This is a genomic window from Limnoraphis robusta BA-68 BA1 (assembly GCF_034932365.1).
Classification (GTDB): Bacteria; Cyanobacteriota; Cyanobacteriia; order Cyanobacteriales; family Microcoleaceae; genus Capilliphycus; species Capilliphycus robustus.
Window position 1 is genome coordinate 39,825 of the sequence record NZ_JAYGHR010000068.1, and the last position, 24,730, is coordinate 64,554.

The 24,730-nt window shown below is 40.9% G+C and carries 19 protein-coding genes and 2 tRNA genes; 8 read left to right on the top strand and 13 right to left on the bottom strand.

What is annotated here, in order from left to right; all coding sequences use genetic code 11:
* Positions 1-764 precede the first annotated feature (764 nt).
* Positions 765-1,040: a helix-turn-helix domain-containing protein gene (locus tag VB836_RS18485; protein WP_323221415.1), complete on the bottom strand. Its 276-nt coding sequence runs from the start codon at positions 1,038-1,040 to the stop codon at positions 765-767.
* A 123-nt stretch (positions 1,041-1,163) separates the two neighbouring features.
* Positions 1,164-1,355, bottom strand: coding sequence for a plasmid partition protein ParG (locus tag VB836_RS18490; protein ID WP_323221417.1), 192 nt, complete (start codon positions 1,353-1,355; stop codon positions 1,164-1,166).
* 182 nt (positions 1,356-1,537) lie between these two features.
* Here VB836_RS18490 and VB836_RS18495 point away from each other — a divergent pair, with 182 nt between their 5' ends.
* The 3 genes from VB836_RS18495 to cas12k all read left to right on the top strand — a co-directional run bounded on the left by VB836_RS18495 (position 1,538) and on the right by cas12k (position 5,961).
* A complete protein-coding gene (locus tag VB836_RS18495; RefSeq protein ID WP_323221419.1) occupies positions 1,538-1,828 on the top strand; it encodes a helix-turn-helix domain-containing protein in 291 nt (96 codons plus the stop codon).
* 220 nt (positions 1,829-2,048) lie between these two features.
* Complete coding sequence (locus tag VB836_RS18500; RefSeq protein WP_323221421.1) at positions 2,049-3,869, top strand: GmrSD restriction endonuclease domain-containing protein; 1,821 nt, start codon at positions 2,049-2,051, stop codon at positions 3,867-3,869.
* A 109-nt stretch (positions 3,870-3,978) separates the two neighbouring features.
* The gene (gene cas12k / locus VB836_RS18505) at positions 3,979-5,961 is read left to right on the top strand and encodes a type V CRISPR-associated protein Cas12k (protein WP_323221423.1); all 1,983 of its coding nucleotides are present in this window, start codon (positions 3,979-3,981) and stop codon (positions 5,959-5,961) included.
* A gap of 684 nt (positions 5,962-6,645) precedes the next feature.
* Here cas12k and VB836_RS30395 read toward each other — a convergent pair.
* The 9 genes from VB836_RS30395 to tnpA form a co-directional block, all read right to left on the bottom strand.
* Entirely contained in the window at positions 6,646-7,038 is a 393-nt protein-coding gene (locus VB836_RS30395; RefSeq protein WP_407659699.1) for a hypothetical protein, read from the bottom strand.
* 437 nt (positions 7,039-7,475) lie between these two features.
* A tRNA-Thr gene (locus VB836_RS18510) sits at positions 7,476-7,547 on the bottom strand.
* A gap of 19 nt (positions 7,548-7,566) precedes the next feature.
* Positions 7,567-7,648, bottom strand: a tRNA-Tyr gene (locus tag VB836_RS18515).
* A gap of 70 nt (positions 7,649-7,718) precedes the next feature.
* On the bottom strand, positions 7,719-8,822 hold the full coding sequence (locus tag VB836_RS18520) for a hemolysin family protein (RefSeq protein ID WP_407659702.1): 1,104 nt from the start codon (positions 8,820-8,822) through the stop codon (positions 7,719-7,721).
* A 155-nt stretch (positions 8,823-8,977) separates the two neighbouring features.
* A complete protein-coding gene (locus VB836_RS18525; RefSeq protein ID WP_323221427.1) occupies positions 8,978-10,801 on the bottom strand; it encodes an ABC transporter ATP-binding protein in 1,824 nt (607 codons plus the stop codon).
* 156 nt (positions 10,802-10,957) lie between these two features.
* Positions 10,958-11,095 (bottom strand): hypothetical protein, encoded by a 138-nt coding sequence (locus VB836_RS18530; protein WP_200906355.1) that lies wholly within the window; start codon positions 11,093-11,095, stop codon positions 10,958-10,960.
* A gap of 131 nt (positions 11,096-11,226) precedes the next feature.
* Entirely contained in the window at positions 11,227-12,687 is a 1,461-nt protein-coding gene (locus VB836_RS18535; protein WP_323221429.1) for an ion transporter, read from the bottom strand.
* Positions 12,688-13,038: 351 nt separating this feature from the next.
* On the bottom strand, positions 13,039-13,374 hold the full coding sequence (locus VB836_RS18540; RefSeq protein WP_046278399.1) for a ribbon-helix-helix domain-containing protein: 336 nt from the start codon (positions 13,372-13,374) through the stop codon (positions 13,039-13,041).
* Positions 13,375-13,571: 197 nt separating this feature from the next.
* On the bottom strand, positions 13,572-13,964 hold the full coding sequence (gene tnpA, locus VB836_RS18545; protein ID WP_046278398.1) for an IS200/IS605 family transposase: 393 nt from the start codon (positions 13,962-13,964) through the stop codon (positions 13,572-13,574).
* Positions 13,965-14,013: 49 nt separating this feature from the next.
* Between tnpA and VB836_RS18550 the strand changes: the two genes are divergently transcribed.
* From VB836_RS18550 to VB836_RS18570, 5 genes are all read left to right on the top strand, one after another.
* Positions 14,014-15,276 carry an RNA-guided endonuclease InsQ/TnpB family protein gene (locus VB836_RS18550; protein WP_046278397.1) on the top strand — a complete coding sequence of 421 codons (1,263 nt, stop codon included), beginning with the start codon at positions 14,014-14,016 and terminating at the stop codon, positions 15,274-15,276.
* 407 nt (positions 15,277-15,683) lie between these two features.
* Entirely contained in the window at positions 15,684-16,133 is a 450-nt protein-coding gene (locus VB836_RS18555) for an HNH endonuclease (RefSeq protein ID WP_323221432.1), read from the top strand.
* Between the two features lie 102 nt (positions 16,134-16,235).
* On the top strand, positions 16,236-16,634 hold the full coding sequence (locus VB836_RS18560) for an alr0857 family protein (protein ID WP_323221434.1): 399 nt from the start codon (positions 16,236-16,238) through the stop codon (positions 16,632-16,634).
* A gap of 279 nt (positions 16,635-16,913) precedes the next feature.
* Positions 16,914-18,266, top strand: coding sequence for an ATP-binding protein (locus VB836_RS18565; protein ID WP_323221436.1), 1,353 nt, complete (start codon positions 16,914-16,916; stop codon positions 18,264-18,266).
* A complete protein-coding gene (locus tag VB836_RS18570) occupies positions 18,263-21,025 on the top strand; it encodes an nSTAND1 domain-containing NTPase (RefSeq protein ID WP_323221438.1) in 2,763 nt (920 codons plus the stop codon). Before VB836_RS18565 ends, VB836_RS18570 begins: the two co-directional genes overlap by 4 nt.
* Before the next feature lie 534 nt (positions 21,026-21,559).
* Here the strand turns inward: VB836_RS18570 and VB836_RS18575 are convergent.
* Entirely contained in the window at positions 21,560-23,305 is a 1,746-nt protein-coding gene (locus VB836_RS18575) for an ABC transporter ATP-binding protein (RefSeq protein WP_323221440.1), read from the bottom strand.
* Positions 23,306-23,443: 138 nt separating this feature from the next.
* Positions 23,444-24,628, bottom strand: a complete 1,185-nt coding sequence (locus VB836_RS18580) for a CO2 hydration protein (RefSeq protein ID WP_323221442.1) — start codon at positions 24,626-24,628, stop codon at positions 23,444-23,446.
* Between the last annotated feature and the right edge of the window lie 102 nt (positions 24,629-24,730).

Consider the following 24,730-nt stretch of genomic DNA (forward strand, 5'->3'; position numbering starts at 1 on the left):
GAAAAATCTGTACGCTTGAAATTGTAGAAACTTTTTACAATTTTTTTTGATTCAGGCAGTCACAAGGTTACAAACTTTTGTTATATAAAGTTTGCGATGATTTCCTCAATTTTCTACTCGGAACCATTTCCCGGCATCGACCCTTCGGGAAACCTTTCGGGTCGGCAGGAACTTAATTATATAGCAGCATTGTCGCTTTTTCAAGTGCCAAGCCATAAAACTTTAAAATCAACTTTTCTTGAACGAATCTTTTTTAGAAGCTAGCAAAGCTATCAGGTAAAAAATAAAAATTTTTCAAAAATCAACAACTATAATTTTAATTTATTTTAGATATTTAAAGCGGAGATTTAATGATGAAAATTGGCAATTATATTTTTATGAAACCCCTGAATTTTCTCAATCTATAATAAGCATTGTCATTAATAGCACCAACAATCATCAATAAGCTGTTGGGCTATCTGTTCGGCTGCCTATTCATCTGTCACTCCTTCCCGATAACTTTTTTACAGTTTTCTAAATATTCATAGAAACCATAAGTTTTAGGGGGAACCTCTAAACGAACCCATACTTTTTCATCAATTGAATCACACCTGTCTTGATCAGTCATAAGAAAAAAGCTTTTAAGTTAAACATTGATTTGAGAGAAAAGTTTTCAGTGCGATGTGTTTGGCATTCACTTACAGCCAATTGAAATATCTAACAACTTCTCACTGATTTAATATCAACATCTACTCTTCTGTTCAAATAAAAACTAAATCATGAGTTCAGTTAAGTTCTCTTTGAGAATCGTCTCCTGGATCTTTTTGCTTGACCTCAATATTATAATTCACAAAGAGATCGGAGATACTTATGTCCAATGCTTGTGCTAACTTCTCTACATTTCTCAAGGACGGATTGCGATTTCCATTCTCAACACTAGAAATGTAATTACGATGGAGTCCAGAACGCTCCGCCAATTCCTCTTGAGACAGGTCTAGCTCCCGCCGTCTCCGTCTGACTGCTCTCCCGAATCGATACTCAATACTCTGTTGTTGGTTCACAGAATAATCGTCAGAGAGTCGCAGCGATTAGTCCAGACACAATAAGTGTAGTTTTGCACACTATGTGTTAACCTGAGATCAATCAGCGTTGAAGAAGACAGGATTTCTGGCTTCTCCCACGCATTATTTTTTGCTCTCATCGTCTGCGAGAAGCTCTTGTTGTTCCTCTTGTTCATTGATCCAATTGGTAATCAACTCCACCAAGACCTCGCTCATAGAACGGTCTTGTGCAGCGCAGAGGGACTTAAACTTCAGTTTTAACTCTTTCGGGATGTAGCCATTGAGTTCGGACATCCCAGGACTTTTTTTGCTCATATTTTGATTCTCGCATGAGCATTTCCCTAGTTTCGCGGTTTCGCGCTTGCGCGAATTCGAGTCTTGATGTAAATTGAGAATGATCGACTCTATCTCTGAGTCAAACCATCGGTACAACCGAGTTGGAATTATGTCCGAGCCAATTTCTTAAGGTTCTCAAAAGCTTTACTAACCAAATCCGGATGAACTCGACCTGTTCTCTCAATGACGAGCAACAGCAATTAATTGCTCGCCTGTGTGCTGCGAGTTTGGGAATTTCACCCCAAAAATTTCGTCAAAAGTGGGATATCAGTTATCAACAGATGGCTGATATTTGTCACTGCACTCCCGGTACAGTTCAGCGTTGGTTTGAGCGAGGGAGAAATTATCGTCGTCCGAGTCAGTATTCCTGTTTCAAGTTGGCGATCGCCGACTGGTTGTTAGAGAACTATCAAGACATTCCCCAAGAATTGCTGGCTCGAATCCTCTCCTAGTTTTAATCAAAACTTAGCCAAATTCAGCACAAAAGAGTCCATTCTTCCACTCTTTCAGATTCCATATTCGCAGAAGGATGGAATATATAATTTAATTTTTGTCAAGTCTAATGAGCAAAAACCTATCCTCTGGTTATGTTTCCGTTCACAACAGCAGTATTGCTGGGTCATTAACGATAAGGTTGATGAGGAAGTCACTTATTGTAACCGCTTTATGACTATGAATGCTTTATCAACCTACGACCTCATCAAAGAACCGTTACTCGACTTGCTGCAAGATATCAAAACCGGAAAAATCCAACTCGTAGACTTTCAACGTTCCTGGTGTTGGACAGAAGAACGAATTTCTGAAGCGATCGCTTCGGTTTCTCTTGGCTTTCCCATCGGAGCGGTAATGTTATTGCAACGAGGAAATCCCGATATCAAATTCAAATACCGTCCTATTGAGGGGGTAGCTTCTGACAACTTGATAGAACCCAAAGGATTAATTCTCGACGGACAGCAACGCACCACAACGTTGTGGATGAGCTTACTTTCAAACCAACCCGTTTGGATTGATCGAGGAAAACGCTATAAACCCGACCAACGTTGGTACTATCTCGATATAGAGAAAGCGTTAGATTATCCCCACACAGATCGCGTAGATGCCATTATCGGATTAAAAGCGAACAAGAAGCTACAGCAACTCGCAGAACCGACCATCGATTGTTCGACAACCGAGAAAGAATTTGAATTGGGTTTATTCCCCGTCTCGGAAGTCTTCAACTTTATGCAGTGGCGAAGCGGATATTGGAAATATTGGCAGGGGAATTCCCAAAAGATCGAGTTAATCGAACGGTTTGAACGAGAAGTCATTAAGCAGTTTGAACATTATCAGATGGGATTATTTGTCCTCCGACCCTCACTCCCGAAAGAAGCAGTTTGTTATATCTTTGAGAAGCACAACCAAAAACAGCAGGAACTCACCCAGTTTAATTTATTAACCTCCTCCTTTGCCGCCGAAGATTTTAATTTGCGTTTCGATTGGCAAAACCGGGAGAAACGGTTTGCAGCTTATCGAGTATTAAGGTTATTAAAACCCAGTGATTTTTTACAATCCATCGCTTTAATCGATAGCTACACTCAACGGATGGAAGCAATAGAAAAGGGAAGTTCTGCCGATAAACTCCCCTCGGTGAGTATGAGTCGGAATCGAATCTTGAATTTAAGCCAAGACCAATATCAAAAATGGTCGGAACCGATTTCTGTTGGGTTAGAAAAAGCCGCACGGTTTTTACACGAACAGGCAATTTTTGACGCGGATGATTTACCCTATCCCATGCAATTGATGGTGATGGCACCGTTATTCGTTATTTTGGGAGAAGGAGTTAAAGTTGATGCAATTCGCAGGTTATTATTACAATGGTTTTATTGCGGTGCGGCATCGGGAACTTATTCGCGGGGACGGGAAGGAAAAGCGGCAAAGGATTTGATTGAAGTTCCCCAGTGGTTGCAAGGTGGAAATGTACCCGCAACGGTACTCGAAGCTTTTTTAACGGAGGAACGGTTGCAGAATTTAACCAATTCTCAAGGTTCAACTTATCGGGCAATTTCGGCGTTGTTAAGACGGGAAGGGGCGTTAGACTTTTTCAGTGGAGAATCGATTAATTCGGTGCAGTATTTTGATGAAAAGATTGAAAATCATCATATTTTCCCGCAGCAGTGGTGCAAATCCCAAGGAATTCCTAGAACTCGATACAACAGTATTGTAAATAAAACGCCTTTGAAGTTAAGGACGAATAAGTTTTTGGGCGGGAAAGCCCCTTCTGAATATTTAGCTAAATTGCGGAAGGAGGGAATGTCAAAAAAAAGGATCGATCAGATTTTATTCTCCCATCTGATTGAACCCTACACGCTTTGGACGGATGATTTTGACGCTTTTTTTGAATATCGCACCGCAGCACTTTTGGGTTTGATGACTGAAGCGATGGGTAAGGATACCGTTCAAACCAATGGATTCCATTCAAAACTGAAAAGATGTTTGATTGTGAATCAATATTAAATTGGTTACTTCATCTCCAGAAAATAATCTTTATTTTTTAGGGATTTAATAGCAAACTTCACTGCTCAAAATGTATAATGTATAGGATTATTCAAGGTTTTGATCTGCCATGAGTGTCATTACAATTCAGTGCCGTTTAATGGCTCAGGAATCTATCCGGCAACAATTGTGGGAGTTAATGGCTGAAAAAAATACGCCGCTCGTGAATGAGTTGTTGGAACGAGTCAGTAGCCATTCCGAATTTCTAACCTGGGTTGAAAAAGGTCAAATTCCTCAAACCTTTATCAAAGAACAATGCAATATTCTGAAATCCGATCCTCGTTTTAGCGATCAACCCGGTCGTTTTTATTCTTCAGCAATTGCTGCGGTTAATTACACCTATAAAAGCTGGATTGCTATCCAAAATAAATTGAAGCAAAGGATTAAAAATAAACAATTGTGGCTGGAAGAAATCTTAAAAAGCGATTGGGATCTTGAACGGGAATTCAATCTCAGTATAAATGAAATTTGCACTCAAGCTGAAACCATTCTCACGGCGGTCAAATCGGAAATTCAAGAGTATAAAGCTGAAGTCGGATCTGGGGGAAATAGCGGTCAAACTTCCGGCTCCAATAAAAACTCAAAAAAACGTAAGCGGTCACAAACTAAAACCGAAGCCAACTCAACCTTTAAGGGTATCTTTCAACAATATAAACAAGCAACCGAACCTCGGCTTCGTGCCGCCCTAATTTATTTGTTAAAAAACAATTGTCAAATTAATGAAGGGGAAGAAGATTTACAACAATTATCTCAAAGACGGGGTAAGAAAGAAATAGAAATTAACCGCCTCAAACAACAACTTAAGAGTCGAGTTCCTAAAAGTCGAGATTTAACCGGGAATCAATGGTTGGAAACCTTGGAAACCGCCACAGATACCGTCCCCGAAAGTGAAGAACAATTTAGTTTTTGGCAAGCTGGAATTTTAAAAAAATCTTCAACTCTTCCCTTCCCGATCTCGTATGAAACTAACGAAGATTTGAAATTTTTAAAAAACAAGAACGGTATAATTTGTGTTTGGTTTAACGGTTTAAAAAATCTAGTTTTTGAAATTTGGTGCGATCGCCGTCAGTTACATTGGTTCGAGCGATTTCTTGAAGATCAAGAAACCAAACGCCTGAGTAAAAATCAACACTCTGCCAGCTTATTCACATTGCGAAGCTGTAAAATTTCTTGGCAAGAAGGCGCGGGAAAAGGTGAGCCGTGGACTATTCATCATCTGAAACTCTATTGTAGCTTAGAGACTCGTTTATGGACGGCAGAAGGAACTCAGCAAGTTGCCCAGGAAAAAGCTGCCAAAATTGAAAAAACTCTTGAAAAAAGTAAAGAAAAGACCGATTTAACGTCCAACCAGGAAACCTTTATTCGCCGCCAACAATCTACACTTGAGCGCATCAATACCCCTTTTCCCCGTCCGAGTAAACCGATTTATCAGGGTCAATCTTCGATTATTGTCGGGGTCAGTTTGGGATTGGATAAACTCGCAACCGTCGCTGTTGTTGATATTGTAGAGCAAAAAGTATTAACTTATCGGAGCATCAAGCAGCTTTTGGGAGACGACTATCATCTACTGCAAAAAATGCGCCTTCAACAACAACGGGACTCGAAGAAACGCCATCAAGCTCAAAAACAGTCGGGAGATAATCAGTTTGGTACATCCAATTTAGGACAACACATTGACCGACTGCTGGCTAAAGAAATAGTTAAAATTGCACAAACCTATCGAGCTGGGAGTATTGCTCTTCCTCAATTAAATAATATGCGGGAGATTATTCAAAGCGAAGTTCAAGCCCGAGCCGCAGCTAAGATTCCGGGTTATAAAGAAGGTCAAGAACAGTATGCTAAACAATACCGAGTTAGCATTCATCAGTGGAGCTACAACCGACTGAGCGAAAATATAACACAGCAAGCAACCAAGGCGGGTATTGAGATTGAACTCACCAGACACATTCCCTCGGGTTCACCTCACGGGCGTGCCGAACAACTGGCGATCGCCGCCTATCAAGAACGTTTATTGTCTGTTGCTGGCAACTCCGAGAAAAACCTTGCTTCTTGAAAATTTGATCAATATAATAAAGAGACAACAGTGCCGCAGTTCATACTCCATTGAGTCTCTGTTCTGCGAATAATCTGGGTTAGTTTGTCTGCTCAACGGCAGACTTGCTTTCTGACCCTGATAGCTGCCCGCTTGTGATGTTGCTTCTGTTAGAAGTCTCCTCGCTACAGAAGGAAAGTTCTGAGTGTAAAGGTGCTTCTATTTCCTTTATACCTCAGACAGGCGCACTCCCGGCAAAACAAGTAAGGCTTAGATTAGGGAAGAGGAAATTTGCCCCGAGCCTAGTCCTGTTAAGGATGCGGATGACCGCAGTGGTGGCTATCGAATCACCTCCTTCATCGGAGGAACTCTCCTTATTTTTCGCAAACCCAAGCGGGGTCAAAATTCCTGGGGGGTTGACGAAAAATCCTAAACTCTTTATGCAGTATGGGTTTGAACCGCTCTGTTGTGTTTCAGAAGTGTCCAAATTTTTAGCCCATCGCCTCAATTTTCAAGCAAATTTTGTAGGTTCGCGAAAACCTGTGTTTGAAAGCCGTGTCAGCAAGAGTTTGGGCAGTCAGGGTTGCATAAGCCCTTTTGCTGGGGTTCGAGTTGAAAGGTTTAAAGGCAAAACAACTTTCCTTTCTTCAATCCTTGTTGCATAAGCCCTTTTGCTGGGGTTCGAGTTGAAAGAGGTTCGATTCCTCACCCCCCGCCCCTAAAACAGTTGCATAAGCCCTTTTGCTGGGGTTCGAGTTGAAAGGCACTATTTTGAGCAAGCATGATATCCATCATCGTTGCATAAACCCTTTTGCTGGGGTTCGAGTTGAAAGATTTTCTAAGTATTTTGACATTGTTTCTCCTTTTGGTTGCATAAACCCTTTTGCTGGGGTTCGAGTTGAAAGATTCTAAAACCTTCATCTCTGTTGGCAACCCGTGACAGTTGCATAAACCCTTTTGCTGGGGTTCGAGTTGAAAGTCTGATCCGATTTGCAGGTCATACCATTGTCGAGGGTTGCATAAACCCTTTTGCTGGGGTTCGAGTTGAAAGTGGTCATCTCGCGAAGCGTACTTCCCACTGGGACTAGATGGTTGCATAAGCCCTTTTGCTGGGGTTCGAGTTGAAAGGCGCAACAACTTTATAACATGATGGTGCTAATCGCTGTTGCATAAGCCCTTTTGCTGGGGTTCGAGTTGAAAAGCTGTTGTTGTCCCCTTGTAGGCGGGGAGACTCTGGCTGTTTTATCACTATTGCCCTTGAAAAGTTAGAGCCGAAAAACGGCTATAGCATTTATAATCAACATTAAGGAGAGTTGAAAGAGGTCACGAGTTCAATCAATTCTAATCAATTGTTGAACGAATAGCGAAATTAATTTGTGATTGATAGATCTCGGAGGTTGAACGAAATTAATCTGTTACAACGAAATTAATTTGTGAAAATAGCCCAAAATTGGAGCTTTAACGAAATTAATTCGTTACTAACGAAATATAATTTGATACTCGACACAATAAGGGTTTTGCAAGCTCAATATCAAAGCCCGTGACGAGGATTGAACTCGTGACCTCACCCTTACCAAGGGTGTGCTCTACCACTGAGCCACACGGGCATTAATTAGAAATTTGAGGTGGGCCGAGCTGGATTTGAACCAGCGTAGGCGTAGCCAGCGGATTTACAGTCCGCCCCCATTAACCACTCGGGCATCGACCCATTTATTCTACAATAAATCAATGTAGCAGGATTTTTCTGAAAAAGCAAGCATTTTAGAAAAAAAGTTGAGCTAAGAATTGGGGTTTTCAGAAGAAGGCGATCGCGGGCGAGAAGCAGATCTCGGAGTTGGCGAGGGTTTCTGAGGTGTTTTAGTGCGTTTGCTGAGAGTAGAAGTAGCCGAAGCTGCCGAAGATCTCACTCGAGTCGTGCGACTGGGAAAATCACTCTCATCGTAAATTTCGCCAACCAACTCCTCTAAAATATCCTCCAACGTCACCAATCCCACAGTCCCGCCATACTCATCAACAACAATCGTCATGTGAATGCGCTGTTGTAACATTTCCTTGAGCAAATCTCCGACTCGTTTGGTTTCAGGAACATAAACGGGGGGACTCATGGCTTCCGTGACCAACTGCGAGGTATCATGTTCGTGCGATCGCAATAACTGTAACGCTCGTTTGAGGTGAACAATCCCGACAATTTCATCTTTCGACTCACCTTGAACCGGAATCCGCGAATATCCGGTTTCCAAACACAAATCAATAACGTCTTGAATTGTCGCCTCGTGAGAAATGGTTCGCATCTCAATGCGCGGTTTAACCACTTCTCGCGCCATCAAATAATCCATCATCAACGCTTTATTCAACAGTTGATGTTTTTGCCAGTCTAGTTGACCTCGACCCCCCAAAACCTCAATCATCAGGCGCAATTCCTGTACGGACATACTGGGTTGAGTCGCACCCCGATTAAACAAACGAATCACGCTTTGAGCGATCGCTTCAAATAAATAAATAACCGGAGCCAGTATAATCGAAAGGAAATAAATCGGTCGGACAATCCCCTTAAAAATCGGTAACGCATTGCTAATCGCCAGAGATTTCGGGGTAATTTCCCCAAAAATCAATAGCAGAAACGTTACCACCGCAGTCGCAATTCCCAAACCCGCATTTCCTAACCACAATGCAAACAGGTTACTGGTGAGAATTGCGGAAAAATTATTCACCAGATTATTCCCAACTAAAAGCGTGGTAATAAATCTAGCTCGATTCTCTAAAACCAGGGTATACATTCCATTAGGATCACCTTGTTCCTTGATTAATACCCGCAGTTTCAGGTTATCCAAGGAAGTAATCGCTGTTTCTGAACCGGAGAAAAAAGCTGAAAGTGCTAGCATCAAAGCTAACACTATCCCATCAAGCCAAATGTTTCCCAGCAAAGGCGTGGTTTCAGAAACGACGATCAGGTATTCGAGAGAGGGTGCTGCAATCACAACAGAACAGGGTATAGATAACTGTTTTGATTTTAGAGCATCATGGAAAAACCGGGCTATCAGTTAAACAATTCCCCCGTTTCTTGCAGCAAATGTAAACGTCGGTAAATTCCCTGTTGGTTCAACAATTCCTCATGGGTTCCCACTTCAACGATTTTACCTTGGTCTAACACCACAATTTTGTCAGCTTCTCGAATCGTACTCAGACGGTGAGCAATAATAATCGTCGTTCGAGTTCCTAAAATATTGTGCATCGCCAACTGAATCGCTCGTTCTGATTCATAATCAAGGCTAGATGTCGCTTCATCAAACACTAACACATCAGGATTGACTAACAATGCCCGAGCAATTCCGAGACGCTGTTTTTGACCCCCAGATAAACGCACGCCTCGTTCTCCGACAATGGTATAGTATCCCAGGGGTAAATGAGTGATAAATTCATCCGCTCGGGCAATACGACAAGCGTCTTGAACTTCCTCAAAAGTGGCTTTGGGATTCCCATAGGTGAGATTATCTAACAGGGTTCCGTTGAATACATCTACTTCTTGATGAACGATTGCTAACCGTTGACGATATCCGGTAACATTCAAGCTGCGAATATCTTCCCCATCGATCAAAACTTTCCCTTCGCTGGGTTCAAAATACCGAAAGAGTAACTTGACTAAGGTTGATTTTCCCGAACCCGAACGTCCGACTAAGGCAACAGTTTGATAGGGTTCAATTAGCAAGTTGATATCCTGCAAAACAGGTTTTTCTGGACTGTAACCAAAGGTCAAATGAGACAATTCTACTTTTCCGTTAAACTGATAATGAGGGGTCGATTGTTCGTTTGGGTTAACGCTTAGAACAACGCCATCTTGACCTTCTGGGAGTTGTAGAAATTCGTGAAAACGAATCATCGAAGCATAACGACGGGCAAAAACTTCGGCGAGTTGACTAATCGGCGTGAGTTCTGAATAAGCCATACTCGCTAAGGTGTAAGCAGTCACAAAATAACCCAGAGAAATTTTTCCGCCTACAGTTGCCGCTAACATAAACCCTAACACAGCAAACAAACAACATTGAACAATGGTCGTTTGATAGGTGCCGAGTATGACATAGCCTCTGTGAATGCGATGAATCACCATGAATAATTCTCGTTCTAAACGAGTGCTTTGTCGCTTTAATTCTTGGGCTTCTGTCGCAAAGGCTTTCACCGTTTTAATATTGGTGATAACCTCCGAGTTGCGGCTTTCTGTGTTTTCTTGGTAACTGTCTAAAACTTCTTCTAAGTCCGTCAACCGTTTGAGGGTTTTGAGGGTTAACCCTAAAATACCAATAAAAGAAGTTAAAAACAGTAAGGCAATACGCCACTGAATGATCCAAAGGACAACAAAAATCCCCAAAACTCTCACCAATTTCGGAATCAGTTGACCTGCTATTTCCGGGTATGTCCAAGTTTGGCTGGCAATGCCTTTTGCAACACGACTGGCAACCCGTCCAGGGTTATTTTCATCGTAAAATTCTAGGGGAAGGGTTAAAATTTTGCGAATGGCAAGACGATAATAATCTCGCCGTGCTTTTAACGGAATGACCCAATGAAACCAAACCCCTAACCAGGGTTGAACCGGGGCTTTGGCAACTGTTACCAAAAAAATTAAACTCGACAGTACAATCAGAGAGAGTTGACTGTTAACGGGGTTTCCTGTCAAATTGGCGATCGCACTCACAATAGTTTGCATGAGGCGATCAAGGGGTTGATTGGATAAAACGTTTAAAATTTGACCAATTGCATAGGGAACCACCAGATCGAGAAGTTCAAACACACAGGCGGCACCAATGCTGAGGATCGACAATGGCAAATATTGCCGATAATAGTTGCAGATATCCCGAAAGGTAGCCATAAGTCCGGTTGATATGCACCATACGACAACAGATTACAATTATACTACATTTCTCAAAAAAATAAAGATGCGATCGCCATCGCATCTTCGGGTGAGGGATGAGTTTCCCTCTGTTGTTGATTTTCCTTGCGGTTGTATATTCTGAATTTTGGAGTTTTAGAAGGAATAAGCGGTTTGAAGCGCCCAAACGACGAGAAAACCGACTCCTCCCAAGACAAGGATAGAGGAAACCAACACCACAACGGGGCTGTCGGCTCCCTGAAACTTCATAATTCCACGATTCAAGTCAGACATAGCAAATTTTACCCAACTCTACAATTAATGTAGCAAATTGTCTGTAAAGATGATCGTCGAGAAAGTTAAATCATTTTGTAGTTTTTAATTGAAACGTTTATCCTTTGAGTTGGTTCTCTCAGCTAAAGATGTCAAAACTGAACATCATGGCGAGCAATCAAAATAATTTGATCATCTTGTTTAAAGGTATAATGATTCGGATTGACACAATATCCTCCATTGGCTTCATCAACCGCAATTAAAATCGCATTGTGAACTTGTTTGAGATGAATAAATAACTCTAAAAAGGTGTGATCAACCCATTCAGGTTTTAAGGGAATTCGATAAAAATGATTGCCACCTTGATAACTCAAAAGTTCTCCAAAAACTTCCATTAATCCATGATTGAGAGCCACTTGAGCGAGTAAAAATGCACTATGTTCTTGACTAACAACATAAGCATTCACATTTCCCAGTGCCAGATGAGAAGCATATTCACGATTAATCAATTCGGCACAAGTATAAACACTGGGATTGAGTTTTTCAGCCGTTAAAGCCGCTAAAATTGTCCGAGCGTCTGCATCTTGTTCACTGCGTCCATGACTTTTATCGGAGAGAATAATACAAGTATTGGCTCGACGAATGCCTGCTTTTTCTAAAACGGTAACTTTAGTAAAATCATCATCAAGAAACCGCACAATCGATCTTAAATCTGGATCGATAATCGTGTGTTCATCATCGACAAACGCAATCACAACAACAGGTGTATCTTTAGTCTTTCCGGCGGCTTTGTATTCTCGGACAATAATTTCTGCTTTGCGATTCCAACCACAAATAATGGTATGATCACTTAATTGATCGAGTTCCATAAGCGTATTTTCATTGCGAAGTTTATCTACCATAAATGCTGAGACGGTTCCGGTAAATACAACAAACAAAGTCATGTGCATCAACATCAAACAAACCGTCATAATTCGTCCGCCTAAAGACTTGATCGGACTGAGGACAGGTTCACCGGAAAAGAGAGAATAGATACTATACCAAAGGGCTTCTTCTAAGGTTTCGATTTCGGGATTATTTCCTCTTTCAAAACCAAAAATGATCATACTTCCAAATAAAACGGTGAGCAACAATAGCTCAAAAATTAGAAAATATTCAGGAGTACGCCGTTTGAGGTTTAACGGTAACATATTAGTATAATGAATGATCAGGCTAAATAATCGCAAAGCCCGCAATAATCTTAATAATTGCAGAACCGCAGGCATTCCCACAAATTGCAAAAGCGGTAATAGGGCGATCATATCGAGCCAATAGGAGCGAAAAAAACGCTGTTTAGAAGTAGCGGCGAGCCAACGCAATCCTAATTCAAGAGCAAAAGTTGCTGTAATAATTTGTTGAATTGTTTCAATTTTTCCGGTTGAGGGAAAAGCATTCGGTTGAGACAAGGCAACGAGAGTTAATCCCACCGATATCACGATTAATAAGGCTAGGGTTAAGTCAACAATTGATTTTCTAAAAAAACGATTGAGTTTTCCTTGAAAACTTTTAAGTTTTTGCTTGATTTTTGGTTGAATACTTTGTAATACGTTACTCCAATTACGAGGAAGCCTCATGTCAATTTCCCCAAAAAATACTCAGACCCTTTCCCTACTGAATTTAACAGTAAACATCAATCAGTGATCAGGGCATATAGCAGTAAGCGAATACATTAGGACATTTCTAAATCCTAAAACCCCTTCACCGTCTACTGTTCCCTCTCTTGCAAACTGTGCTTCTGCCGGAAACCGCGCCCGCCGCAAGTTTGCGCTGTTCCCTGTTCCCTGTTCCCTGTTCCCGATTCAAGTAGCGCTATAACTGTAAAAGCCTCAATTAAAGTCCCCGTAGAAGTCCTGACTAACGATCTTTCTACGGGGAGTATCACACAAAACTCTTAGAACATCGCCTAGAATGTGGCGGAAGTCGAGTTAATCATTCAAACTATCTAGACTCAAAGGCACCAGATCTCCATTACTCGTAAACCCTAATAACATCGGTTCTTGTGGTCGAATGATTTGGCCTGTGAGGACGCAACGTTCCTCCTGTTGTGCTGTCGCCGATAAAATGGCTCGAATATCCTCTCGGGAAAACTGAGGTCGATACTCGCCCGATTTTTGTTGAACATAATTCCATAAAATGTCTCGAATTAACGCTTGATAGCCTTGGTTTTTGGCAAGATCTTTTAATCTCTCCTTCAGTTCCCGCTCCAAACGGATGCTGGTTACTTCCATGTCAGTGGTTGAAGTCCGAGGTAAGGTATACATGATTTTTTCCTCCAAAAAGGTAGACAGTGCTGTAATACTTAGTGTAGTATAAACAAAGTCAGATTCAAAATAGCTGCAATGGAGGTATAGCTTTCTCGTGACATTATCCCTGACCCGATTGACCAGAAAGCGCGGCAAGCCCCTGCCTTCAGGCATGGGGAAGGATAGCGATGCGACCGACCAACAGGAGGAAGCAACTATACCAATTGTTGGTCTTTAATGTATTGCTTGATCACTGCCAACGGCGCACCTCCCACCGTCGCCACAAAGTATGAATTTGTCCAAAGAGTAGGGATTCGAGATTTTAGCGCGGGGAATTCATCGCGTAATAGCTTGGAACTCCGACCTTTCATCCTTTTTACTACTCTGTGAATACCAAACTGTGGGTCGCAACTAATCAACAAGTGAACGTGGTCTTTGTCTGTCTCCATCTCATAAAGCTCACACCTCACATCAACGACTACTTGAGCCAAGATTTCTTTCAGCCTAGCCTCAACGTCTCCTATCAGGACTTTGCGACGGTATTTAACGCACCAAACAACGTGGTACTGGCAGTTGTAAACAATATTGTTGTTTGATTTGAATTCCATATTGTGTTAGATAGCTGCAAGCTGTATAATATCATCAGGAGGTAAAATAATGTTTGGATGTCAGCAAATCCTGCTCAATGCAGACTCATCAATACGGGGGATTCTTGAATTTCTCTGCGGTGAATCAAATAAGCTGCATAACTGTGGTGTTTATCTTTCTCGTCAGTTGTACTTCAAGACTGGCAAGATTCCTAGCAAGTTTGATTTGCATCGAGAATTGAAAGGCAACGAGCATTTTCAGGCGATGTATTCTCATGTGTCGCAGCAATGCCTAACAACTGTAGCAGAATCGTTTAAGTCCTATTTGGGGCTTTTAAAGGGTATTAAAAAAGGTACTGTCAATCAACGACCAAAGTTGCCAAACTATCGCAAGCCAGGATTGAATTTGGTCACGTTCCCCGGTGCCGACGTGAAACTGAAGCCAAAGGGGTTGCGCTTTCCGCTTGGCAGACAGGTTAAAGCATGGTTTGGGTTGGATGCTTTCTATTTGCCAATGCCGTCAAACCTAGAATTCAAGGCGATTCGTGAGTATCGAATCCTGCCTCGAAACGGCGCGTTTTACCTTGAATTGGTCTACAAGGTTGAATCTGTGCAATCTGATGTTGATGCGGCTAATGTTTTAGGAATTGATCCGGGATTGAATAATTGGATCACCTGCGTGAGCAACATCGGAACATCATTCGCAGTTGATGGGTTGCATCTCAAATCCCTGAATCAGTGGTACAACAAGCGAGTATCTGTGCTGAAAGAGGGTCAGCCTCAAGGATTTTGGTCAAAGCAGCTATCCGGGATAACTGAAAAGAGGAATAGGCAGGTGCGAGATGCCGTTAACAAAGCGGCTCGAATTGTACTGAATCATTGCATTGAGCATCGAATCGGCACAATAGTATTCGGCTGGAACAAAGAGCAACGGCAAGAAATCAATCTTGGCAGTAAGACAAATCAAAAGTTTGTTCAGATCCCGACTGCCAGACTGAAAGACCGCATCGCTCAACTGTGTGAGCAGTACGGCATTCAGTTCGTCGAAACCGAAGAATCGTACACCAGTAAAGCTAGTTTCCTAGACCTTGATGAACTACCTACATTCGGTGCAAAACCCTTATGGTGGAAAGAGTCTGGGAAGCGTGTTAAGCGTGGGCTGTATCGGTCTAAGGATGGCTTCAAAATTAATGCCGACTGCAATGGTGCGGCGAATATTTTGAGAAAAGTAGCGGCGAAATTGGGTTTCAATCTCGATGGAGTCAGTAGGGGTGCTTTGATTGCGCCTTTGAAAGTCCGGATTTGGGCTGTTCAAGAATCCCCGTCCCTTTAGGGCTGGGGAGTATCAATGGCATCTTTGCTCCCAACTTCTTTGGCAGTTGGGGAACTCTCTTACAATGCGTTTCTCCGGCGATCGCAATACAAGAGAGTCAGTATGATCGTGGTTATGGAATCTATCAAGAATCCTTTAAACGGGTGAATCATCTTTTAAAACCTGAAGGTCTGCTGATTAATGCAGAGTCAGACAAACATAAACAAAGCGGGAGGTACGCACAGGAGAATGCCGTACCACAATAAACCAAAAAGCAATTATTTTTGCTACCCCCGCTTCAGAACTCTCTAGGCGGGGGTTTGTAGTTTAAAGTTATAAACAAGAAGTAATCATGGAGGAAAGCCGTGACCAGCACAACTGACGTATTAAGGCAATCTGTCGTGGTGTTTTCAAAAAATTATCTACCAATGAGCCGGATCGATATTAAACGAGCGATCGCGCTGTTAGTGACTGGTAAAGCGGAACCTCTAGATGCCTCCAAAACAGCCCCCGGATGGTTCGTCCGTTCTCCTAGCGTTGTGCTGCACGTCCCCGAACAAATTCGTTTGACGATGGCAGGTAATGAACGACTTTGGAAAGTGCCACCTGTTAACCGTAGAGAAATTCTGCGTCGAGATCATCACAAATGTCAGTATTGCGGAAGCACCAAACGTTTAACCATTGACCACGTTCTTCCCCGTTCCAAGGGTGGAACCCATACCTGGGATAACGTTGTGACAGCCTGCGAACGATGCAACTCGCTCAAAGGCGATCGCACCCCAGAAGAAGCCAAAATGCCGCTCCGCACTCCAAAGGCACCCTTACATCCGGTTGTTGCCTTCGCTGAACAGTTCTGGCGCGATCACCCACTTGAATAATTGTCATTTGTTAAGCCCTATCTGTCGGTTTTTATCCAGCGCATAACTAACAAATGACGAGCTATATGTAGAAACAGGCAGTGAAAGGGGACAAAATTACCAATGTTAAAGTTAACCTACACTGAAACCGCTTTTCACATGGAGCGTCTGACTCAATCTCCCGAGCAGCTTGTCTCGCTGCGAGTTCGGTTGGCGATGCGAGTCGGTCAAAGCATTCTGGTTGAACCAAGTTCTGCTGCTTTTCTGCTTCCCCGTCATTTGCCTATGTTGCCAATGTTAGAGGATGCTTTATCAAAACATAACTCCGATGCGATCGCTGTGTGTGTCGCGGATGCGGAGTCTGTTGAAGTTAGTTTGACTGGAACTTGGATCACCACTGATCCAGACGAAGAAAATGGTATATTCATCACGCTTTTGGATGAATACACAGAATATTTGCTGTTTACATTGTGGCAAGAAGCCTACATCGGTGCATCTGTTATGAAAGAAGCCGGAGAATAAGACAGTGAATAGTAATCACTGATCGGTAAGAGTTATTCAGTTTCCTGGCTTCTGTTAACGGTAGCAATCCTAAATGAATCGTAAAATAATGAGCAGTGTGAGCGTCTCGCTCACTAAAATCCCACTCACCTAATTAGCTGAAGTGTGCAGGATGCCCACACTACTTTTTGTATCATTCAGGAGTATTATTGTACTGTAAACTGTAAGAGGGTTTCACTTTTTAGTAAACAAAAATAAGCGGGATAAAAACAACATTTGACCGGAGGGTTAACAATATTTATGGGACTAGACTTTACAAACTTCTACAAAGCAACAAACCCCAGTATGACACTAGATTTAGAAAAGGAGGAGGATCGGAAACTTTACATTGATTTTTCGGGTGTACGGGGCGAAGAAGTCATTGAACAGTTGAAAGCACCGATTACCCTGTTTTCCCCCGATGAACCGACTTGTCAACTGTTTACAGGACATATTGGCTGTGGGAAATCTACCGAATTGTCACGGTTGAAGTCTGATTTAACCAAAGAAGGCTTTCATGTGGTTTATTTCGAGTCAGATCAAGACTTAGAAATGAACGATGTTGATGTGGCGAATATTTTATTGGTGATTGCGCGTCAAATTGAAGATAGTTTACTTTCAAATAAAATTCAACTTCAGCCTTCTAAACTAGAAGAACTGATCCGGGGTACGGTACAATTATTAAATTCAGAAGTTAAAGGCGTTAAATTTAAAATTCCTAAAGTGGGCGACTTTGGGATTCAGGAAAAAGATGGACAATTTACCCTTTCGGCTTGGATTGCTGAAATTAATACTCAAGCCAAACAAAGTCCCGAACTCCGCCATATTTTGCGAGAGTATTTAGAACCCCGAACCAAAATTATTTTAGATGCGGTCAATCAAGGCTTAATTGAACCTGCGATCGCCCAACTAAAAAAGCAGGGTAAAAAAGGATTAGTTGTTATTGTTGATAACCTAGATCGGATTGAACTTGTACCCAAATCTTGGGGAAGACCTCAGCCCGAATATTTATTTGTTGATCGAGGTGAACAGTTGCGTCAATTGCGGTGTCATCTCATTTATACTATTCCCTTAGTGCTGCGATTTTCTAATGATATTGTCCGTCTGACAAGTCGTTTCGGAGTTGACCCCATTGCGTTACCGATGGTTCCCGTTAAACATAGAGATAGTCGCGAACATTCGGAAGGAATGGTATTATTAAAACAGATGATATTAGCCAGGGCTTTTCCGCAGTTATCGCCGGAAGAACGCTTAAATTATATCACTGAAATTGTCGAATTTCCAGAACTTTTAGACCGTCTTTGTACTGTGAGTGGGGGTCATGTACGCGAACTTCTTGGACTTGTGCGAGATTGGATTATGCTAGAACGAAAGCTCCCCCTCTCGCATACCGGACTTGAACAAGTGATTCGCAAGCGATGTAATAAAATGAGTTTATCGATTATTGATAAAGAATGGGAATTGTTGCGTCAAGTTCATCAAACTCAAGAAGTTAGCGGCGAGGATGGATATCGTGTCTTAATTCGCAGTTTGTTTGTGTATGAATATTACGACCAACAGGGATCATGGTTTGTGGTGAATCCGATTTTATTAGAGACAGGTAAATTAGAATGAATAGTAATCCCTCAGAACATCTAACTATCCATAACCAAAATACCCTAGAACAACTGGCTTGGGCGATTGAAATGGGTGCGTCTGAGGATAATTTTTCTCTAATTTTTGCCTATTGTAATTCGGTACAACTTCGCGATCGCCTGATTCAAAAATCAAAGGAAATTTGTTCAGTTAAAATTCAAGAAGTTAAACTCAAAACAGAAGATAAACAGCTTTTAGTTGTTATTCAAGCGGAACTCGATACAGCAACTTATCAAGCAGTAATGATATCGGGTTTTGAACGGGTTGAATCTTTGGGTGAACTATTAATTTCTGCTAATAGAGTTCGAGAAGAATTTCGTAAAAAATTTCACTTTCCGATAGTTTTCTGGGTGAATGATACGGTACAGAGTCAATTTTTTCGCGTGGCGAGAGATTTAGAAAGTTGGGGGACAGGTTCGACGTTAGAATTTGAAGTTTCAACAACCGAATGGATCGAGTTAATTCAAGAGGTAACAGATACCGTTTTTTCGGAATTATTGGAAGCGGGTGCGGGTCAATATTTACCAGAAGTTGTACATTTGAGTTCTGAAAAAATTGCCGAGTTACAGTCTGCTAAAGCCGAGTTAGAAAGTCAAAATTTTAGTTTAAATGCTGATTTAGAGGCGAGTTTAGCGTTTGTTTTGGGCTGTGCCAAGTTTGGGGTTTCCGAAGAAGCTAGACAATATTATGAACGGAGTTTGCAACTGTGGGAGGGTTTGTATTTACCCCAGATACCCTTAGAAATCAAGGGTGTAAATCCCCCTCAACCCCCCTTAGAAAGGGGGGAAATTTTGGTGCGGTATGGGTGTGTTTTGTTTCACTTGGGGATTTGGTGGAAAAAATATGCAGATAAACCTCGTTCTGATCGACAAAATTGTTATTCTGAAAGTCTAACCTATCTTCGGCGATCGCTTGATTGTTTTGAACAGGCGCAACGTCCTGATTTAGTGGCAAAATTTATTAATAGTTTGGGAGAGGTTCTGTATTTTTTAGGGAATTGGAATGCTTTAGAGAAATTAGCAAAGCAAGCAATTAAATTACATAAAACCTATCCAGATCCTATTTGGTTAGCCCATGACTACGGAATTTTAAGGTCAGAAGTAGCGATCGCACGTTCGGATTGGAAACAAGTCAAAAAACTCGCAGAACAAGCCATTAGTATTTTAGCAAATGCAGAATTACATTTACCTACTTCTTTGTCAATACGAAAAGAAATAAATCGAAAATGGGCGCAAAGTTATCATCTTGGATGGTATTATTTTTCATTGGGAATGGCGCAACGACAGTTGGGAAAGCATGAAATAGCGATCTCCCACTTAGAAAAAGCAAGACAGCAAAATAATCCCATTTATGATCCTTATTTATATCTACTAATTTTAGCAGAGCTAATATACATTTATCAAGAGAAAAAAGACTACCTCAATGCTTTTAGGATAAAAAAAAGACAGCAACTTATTGAATATCAATTTCGTTTTCGAGCCTTTGTAGGTGCGGGACGAATTTCGCTGGAAATTCCTGAAGTTGACTCTCACTTCGCCGATGAAGAACGTCAACAAATTCTTGCTCAAGAAATTGAAGCTTCAGGACGCGGACAAAATATTAAGGAATTAATTGAACGCATTAGTGATAGTCAAAATAAACTTACCATTATTTACGGTTCTTCGGGAGTAGGAAAAAGTTCTTTGGTTCAAACGGGTTTAATTCCGGCATTGCGTCAAAAAACGATAGAAACCCGTACTGTTTTACCTGTTTTACAGCGCGTTTACGCTAACTGGATCGAACAGCTTTGCAGTCGCATTCTTAGAACGTTTGAGGAGCTGAAAATTAATCACCGTTTGAAAGAAAATTCTCCTTTATTAAAAGAACAGTTAGAAATCTCTATAAAGCCTATTATAGATCAACTCAAGGGAAACTACGAAAGCAATCTGTTCACAGTTTTAATTTTCGATCAGTTTGAAGAGTTTTTCTTTGAATGCAAACAACCTAATCAACGAAAAATATTTTATGAGTTTTTACAAGAATGTTTGAATATTTCCTCGGTTAGAGTCATTTTATCCTTGCGAGAAGACTATCTGCATTACTTGCTCGAATGCAATAACCGTTTAATTGGTTTAGATGTGGTGAATAGTGATATTCTTAGCAAAGATGTTCTTTATTATCTCGGAGATTTTACCAAACAGGAAGCCAAAGATGTAATCGAACGGTTAACGGATCAAGCTGAATTTTCTCTTGAACCTGAACTAATTGAAGCATTAGTTGAAGATTTGTCAAAAGAACGAGGGACGATATTACCTATAGAATTACAGATCGTCGGGGCGCAGTTACAAACGGAAAAAATTACAACTTTTAGACAATATCAACAGCAGGGTGATAAAGGAAAACTGATTGAACGGTATCTTGAAGATTTGATGATGAACTGTGGTGAAGAGAATCAACAAACAGTGTGGGAGTTGCTGCTTCTGCTAACTGATGAAAAAAGAACTCGACCGATAAAAACCAAAAGCGAAATAAAATCAGCCTTGAAGCTTGAATCTGGAAAACATGAAATAATCCTTAGTATTTTAGTAGAATCGGGTTTGATTTTAAAATTTCAAGATGTTTCTGAAGAACACTATCAATTGATTCATGATTACTTAGTTAATCCTATTCGCAAAATGGGGTATGATTTTCTTTTAGAAAAAAAATTAAAAAATAAATTTGAAGATGGGATAATATATGGTTCGATAATATATGGTTAATTATACTTCAGAGATAAACTATCTTTTCTCGCGTTGCAAGTTGTAACCTGTAGGATATAAGCATCTATTTTCAGTTACCAGTCACCAGTTTTTTCAGTTATCAATTATGAATGGGCTTATGCCATAAGCCCCTACAATTTTGTTGATTTTAACCAGTAGGGGTGCAAGGCTTGCACCCAAAAGAAACTAACGGTTGATGAATTTATTACTCAATATGGCGATCACAATTGCTCTTATGGCGGGTTACTTACAGGAAAACTAGACGGGGATTGATAAATTTTGACTTGAGTCTAACTCACCCTACGGGTTGAGAAAAGTAAAAGAATTTTTCACCTGTTCCCTGCTATACCAACAGATACAGAACCCATCTATTACCTAACTTAGAACGGATTTCCATCAGTTTAACCCTTGAAGTCAATTCTTCACATCGAATAAGAAATAAATCAAGGGTTAATGATTCAATTCCGCCATTTTTTACAAAAATTTTGGAAGATCGGTATAAACACATTGCTTCCGGTGTCTTGACTCCATCCTCTAAATCAATAATTCTTCTAATTGATGTTGGTTCCAAAGGGATTGATATAATCCTTTTTGTTGTACCAATTGCTCGTGAGTTCCTTCTTGAACAATTCTTCCTTGATCCATCACTAAAATGCGATTGGCTTTGGCTGCGGCTGACATTTGATGCGAAATAAACACAACTGTTTTTCGTTGGGTTCCTGTCGTTAAATTCTGCAAAATTTCCGTCGCCGTTTGATTATCAACACTCGAAAGTGCATCGTCCAAAATTAACACGGGAGCATCTACCAATAAAGCCCTAGCCAAAGCGGTTCGTTGTCGTTGTCCGCCTGAAAGGGTAATTCCTCGTTCTCCAACAATCGTATCATATTGTTGTGGAAAATTGATAATTTCGCCGTAAATTTTAGCCGTTTTTGCTGCGGATTCAATTTCTGAAAAATCCGCTAGAGGGTTTCCATAGCGAATATTTTCTCGAATCGTTGTACTAAACAAAAAGCTTTCTTGGGGAACATAAGCAATTGTATTTCGCAACTCGGAAAGTCTTAACTGGGTAATATCTTGACCATCGAGAAAAACACAGTCAATGTCAATATCCAATAAACGAGGTAAAGCATTAGCTAGGGTTGATTTCCCTGAACCAATTGCCCCCACAATTGCCACCATTTCACCAGGTTTTATGGTAAAATTAACCTGATCTAAAGCCGGTATTTTACTTCCGGGATAAGTGTAACTCAGATTTGTAGCACTCAGCCAACCTTGAACGGGAGTTGATAAAGGAATGGGATCAAAATGATCGTGAATTTTAGGTTTGACACTCAAAATCGCTTCAATCCGATCAATACTCACTTCTCCCCGTTGATAAGCGGTAATTGTAAACCCAAGTAACGCCGTCGGAAAGACTAATCGTTCGATATACAGAACTAACGCAACAAAATCTCCAACATTTAACTCGCCTTGAGCAATCGTTTGATCTCCCACTGCCAGGAGAATTAATAAACTTAAACTGGCTAATCCCCCTAAAACCGGAAACAAAAAATTACGGGTTTTTGCTAAACTCAAATTTGCTGCAAACAAATTATAATTATACCGTTCAAACGCTCGCTGTTCGTTTTCTTCTTGAGCATAGATTTTAATTAAAGAAATCCCGCTCATATCTTCCTGAAGCAAGTCACTGATATTTGATAACTTCTCCTGCACCTCCATCTGTTGATCCCGCAGTTTGTCACTAAAAACCTGCACTAAAATCAACATCACGGGATAAACAGAAATTGATAACAGCGTCAATCTGACATTAATGAGTAACATGACAGGTAGAGTTAAAGCATAAGCAAATAGCGTATTTGCCAAGCTCAAAATCGCAAACCCTAACAAACGACGAATATTATCAACATCACTGGTGGCTCGGTTAATTAAGTCTCCAATTCGACTATTAGAAAAATAAGCAGGTTCCAGGGTTAACAGATGTTCAAAAATATTTTGTTTGAGGTCATATTCAACTTGTCTTCCCACTCCAAAAATTAAGATGCGAGAAACCATCCGAATTACCCACATCAGAGAAGCGAGTCCAAAAATTAAGAAGACTAGACCGATAATGTTACTGATATCAATCGCATTTTCTAAGTCATTAATACCATTGCGAATTAACAGGGGAATATAAACTCCTAAACCGTTAACAAGTAATAGAGTAAAAATTCCAAGCAGCGATTGTTTCCAATGCGGTCGAATGTAACTTGCTAGTTTTTGCAGTCTTGAATAAGCCATGTTAAAAACTTCAACGTTTATTCATTAAAAAGGGATTTACCCTAGCAAGCGAGAGGCTTGCACTACCCATAAATTGTACAAAAATTTACCCGCTTCAAGTTCACAACTCCTTCAATATTTGCTATATTAACAAAATAGCTACTCTGCACTGTGAGTTGAACGTTCAGGAAAAAGCTGACAAGATCGAGAGGTCCGTTGGTTCACTTCCAACAAACGAGAGGTGATAAATCGATTCATCCACCCTTCTAAATAAATACGGTTCGCTTGTTGTTGTTGGGAATCAGTGCTATTGAGTGGATAAGGTGCTAATCCTTGTATTGTTGCGGTTGTCACACAATACATTGACTTTTGAAAACTCTGACAAATTTGCACCCGTAAATCATCTTCTCCTCGACAACTTGTACGGTAAATCTCGTGTAAATAATCGGGTAAATAGTGAATCATATCTTGCATTAATTGCGTCGGCGGAATTCCTGAACCGCCAATCGGAAGGGGATCAGCGTATAATGCACCGTAGGTAAACTCTTTTTGTTCGGTGGGAATTTGATGGACTTGAGCATTATAAGAAACGACACCTTGAAACGGTGTTCCTCGGAAGAAAACTGCTTCTACATAGGGAATGGCTGTGTCTGCTAAAAAGGTTAATCCGACAGAATCGGGGATGATCTCATAAACGCGATCGCGAAGTTTGACTTTGTAAGTAATCGGTTGATTAGCAGCAGCAACTAAACCCTTTAAAATATGATCAACCACTTGAGGAATCGATTGGATTTCACCTTGATCGTAGCGATCAGAAAGTTCGATAAACATATCGCTCATTACGCGCCAAAATTGACCTAAAGCACTGTAATAGGACAGTTGACGAATAGATTCGGGAAGAAAATCAGGAAACAGTTTATTGACTCCTAAAATCAACCCATTATTTTTAAACCTTGCTTGAATGGCTGTATTAGCAAGCTGCTTAAATTCAGGAGAATCTAAATAAGCATCTAATCCGCCGCCCCCATGCCAGAGCATGGCTTTCATGCAATATTCAGCATACTCATAGTTAATCCGATCATGCCACCAATGCTGTAACAATTTTGACAGCGTAATTTCTCCATTGAAATATTTAAAAAAGGGAAAGAATACGAGAAATTGATTTTCAGCAATGTAAATTAGATTACGAGAGTACGCATCCAAAACCACGCCATAGCTTTTAAGAATGCCAACAACTTCGACCACATTTTCCGGGTAGTCAGGCAGGAGGGCATCACCAGCTTGCAGTCGTTGGATAAATTCTTCGAGTGGATGAAGAGTAGGTTGAGATGTGGTACTGCTCATAAGTTGGTTATTTGTTGGTTTGTTTGTGATTATTGGTAGGTCGTTTGATGACGACTGTTTAGGGGACTGAACTTCAGAAATATTGCAGCCAGTCCTCTATAT

Excerpts from the sequence above, each read along its gene's own strand:
- VB836_RS18490 (WP_323221417.1), bottom strand. The coding sequence starts at position 1,355 with ATGAGCAAAAAAAGTCCTGGGATGTCCGAACTCAATGGCTACATCCCG.
- VB836_RS18495 (WP_323221419.1), top strand. The coding sequence starts at position 1,538 with ATGAACTCGACCTGTTCTCTCAATGACGAGCAACAGCAATTAATTGCT.
- VB836_RS18500 (WP_323221421.1), top strand. The coding sequence starts at position 2,049 with ATGAATGCTTTATCAACCTACGACCTCATCAAAGAACCGTTACTCGAC.
- cas12k (WP_323221423.1), top strand. The coding sequence starts at position 3,979 with ATGAGTGTCATTACAATTCAGTGCCGTTTAATGGCTCAGGAATCTATC.
- VB836_RS30395 (WP_407659699.1), bottom strand. The coding sequence starts at position 7,038 with ATGCAACCATCTAGTCCCAGTGGGAAGTACGCTTCGCGAGATGACCAC.
- VB836_RS18520 (WP_407659702.1), bottom strand. The coding sequence starts at position 8,822 with ATGCTAGCACTTTCAGCTTTTTTCTCCGGTTCAGAAACAGCGATTACT.
- VB836_RS18525 (WP_323221427.1), bottom strand. The coding sequence starts at position 10,801 with ATGGCTACCTTTCGGGATATCTGCAACTATTATCGGCAATATTTGCCA.
- VB836_RS18530 (WP_200906355.1), bottom strand. The coding sequence starts at position 11,095 with ATGTCTGACTTGAATCGTGGAATTATGAAGTTTCAGGGAGCCGACAGC.
- VB836_RS18535 (WP_323221429.1), bottom strand. The coding sequence starts at position 12,687 with ATGAGGCTTCCTCGTAATTGGAGTAACGTATTACAAAGTATTCAACCA.
- VB836_RS18540 (WP_046278399.1), bottom strand. The coding sequence starts at position 13,374 with ATGTATACCTTACCTCGGACTTCAACCACTGACATGGAAGTAACCAGC.
- tnpA (WP_046278398.1), bottom strand. The coding sequence starts at position 13,964 with ATGGAATTCAAATCAAACAACAATATTGTTTACAACTGCCAGTACCAC.
- VB836_RS18550 (WP_046278397.1), top strand. The coding sequence starts at position 14,014 with ATGTTTGGATGTCAGCAAATCCTGCTCAATGCAGACTCATCAATACGG.
- VB836_RS18555 (WP_323221432.1), top strand. The coding sequence starts at position 15,684 with ATGAGCCGGATCGATATTAAACGAGCGATCGCGCTGTTAGTGACTGGT.
- VB836_RS18560 (WP_323221434.1), top strand. The coding sequence starts at position 16,236 with ATGTTAAAGTTAACCTACACTGAAACCGCTTTTCACATGGAGCGTCTG.
- VB836_RS18565 (WP_323221436.1), top strand. The coding sequence starts at position 16,914 with ATGGGACTAGACTTTACAAACTTCTACAAAGCAACAAACCCCAGTATG.
- VB836_RS18570 (WP_323221438.1), top strand. The coding sequence starts at position 18,263 with ATGAATAGTAATCCCTCAGAACATCTAACTATCCATAACCAAAATACC.
- VB836_RS18575 (WP_323221440.1), bottom strand. The coding sequence starts at position 23,305 with ATGGCTTATTCAAGACTGCAAAAACTAGCAAGTTACATTCGACCGCAT.
- VB836_RS18580 (WP_323221442.1), bottom strand. The coding sequence starts at position 24,628 with ATGAGCAGTACCACATCTCAACCTACTCTTCATCCACTCGAAGAATTT.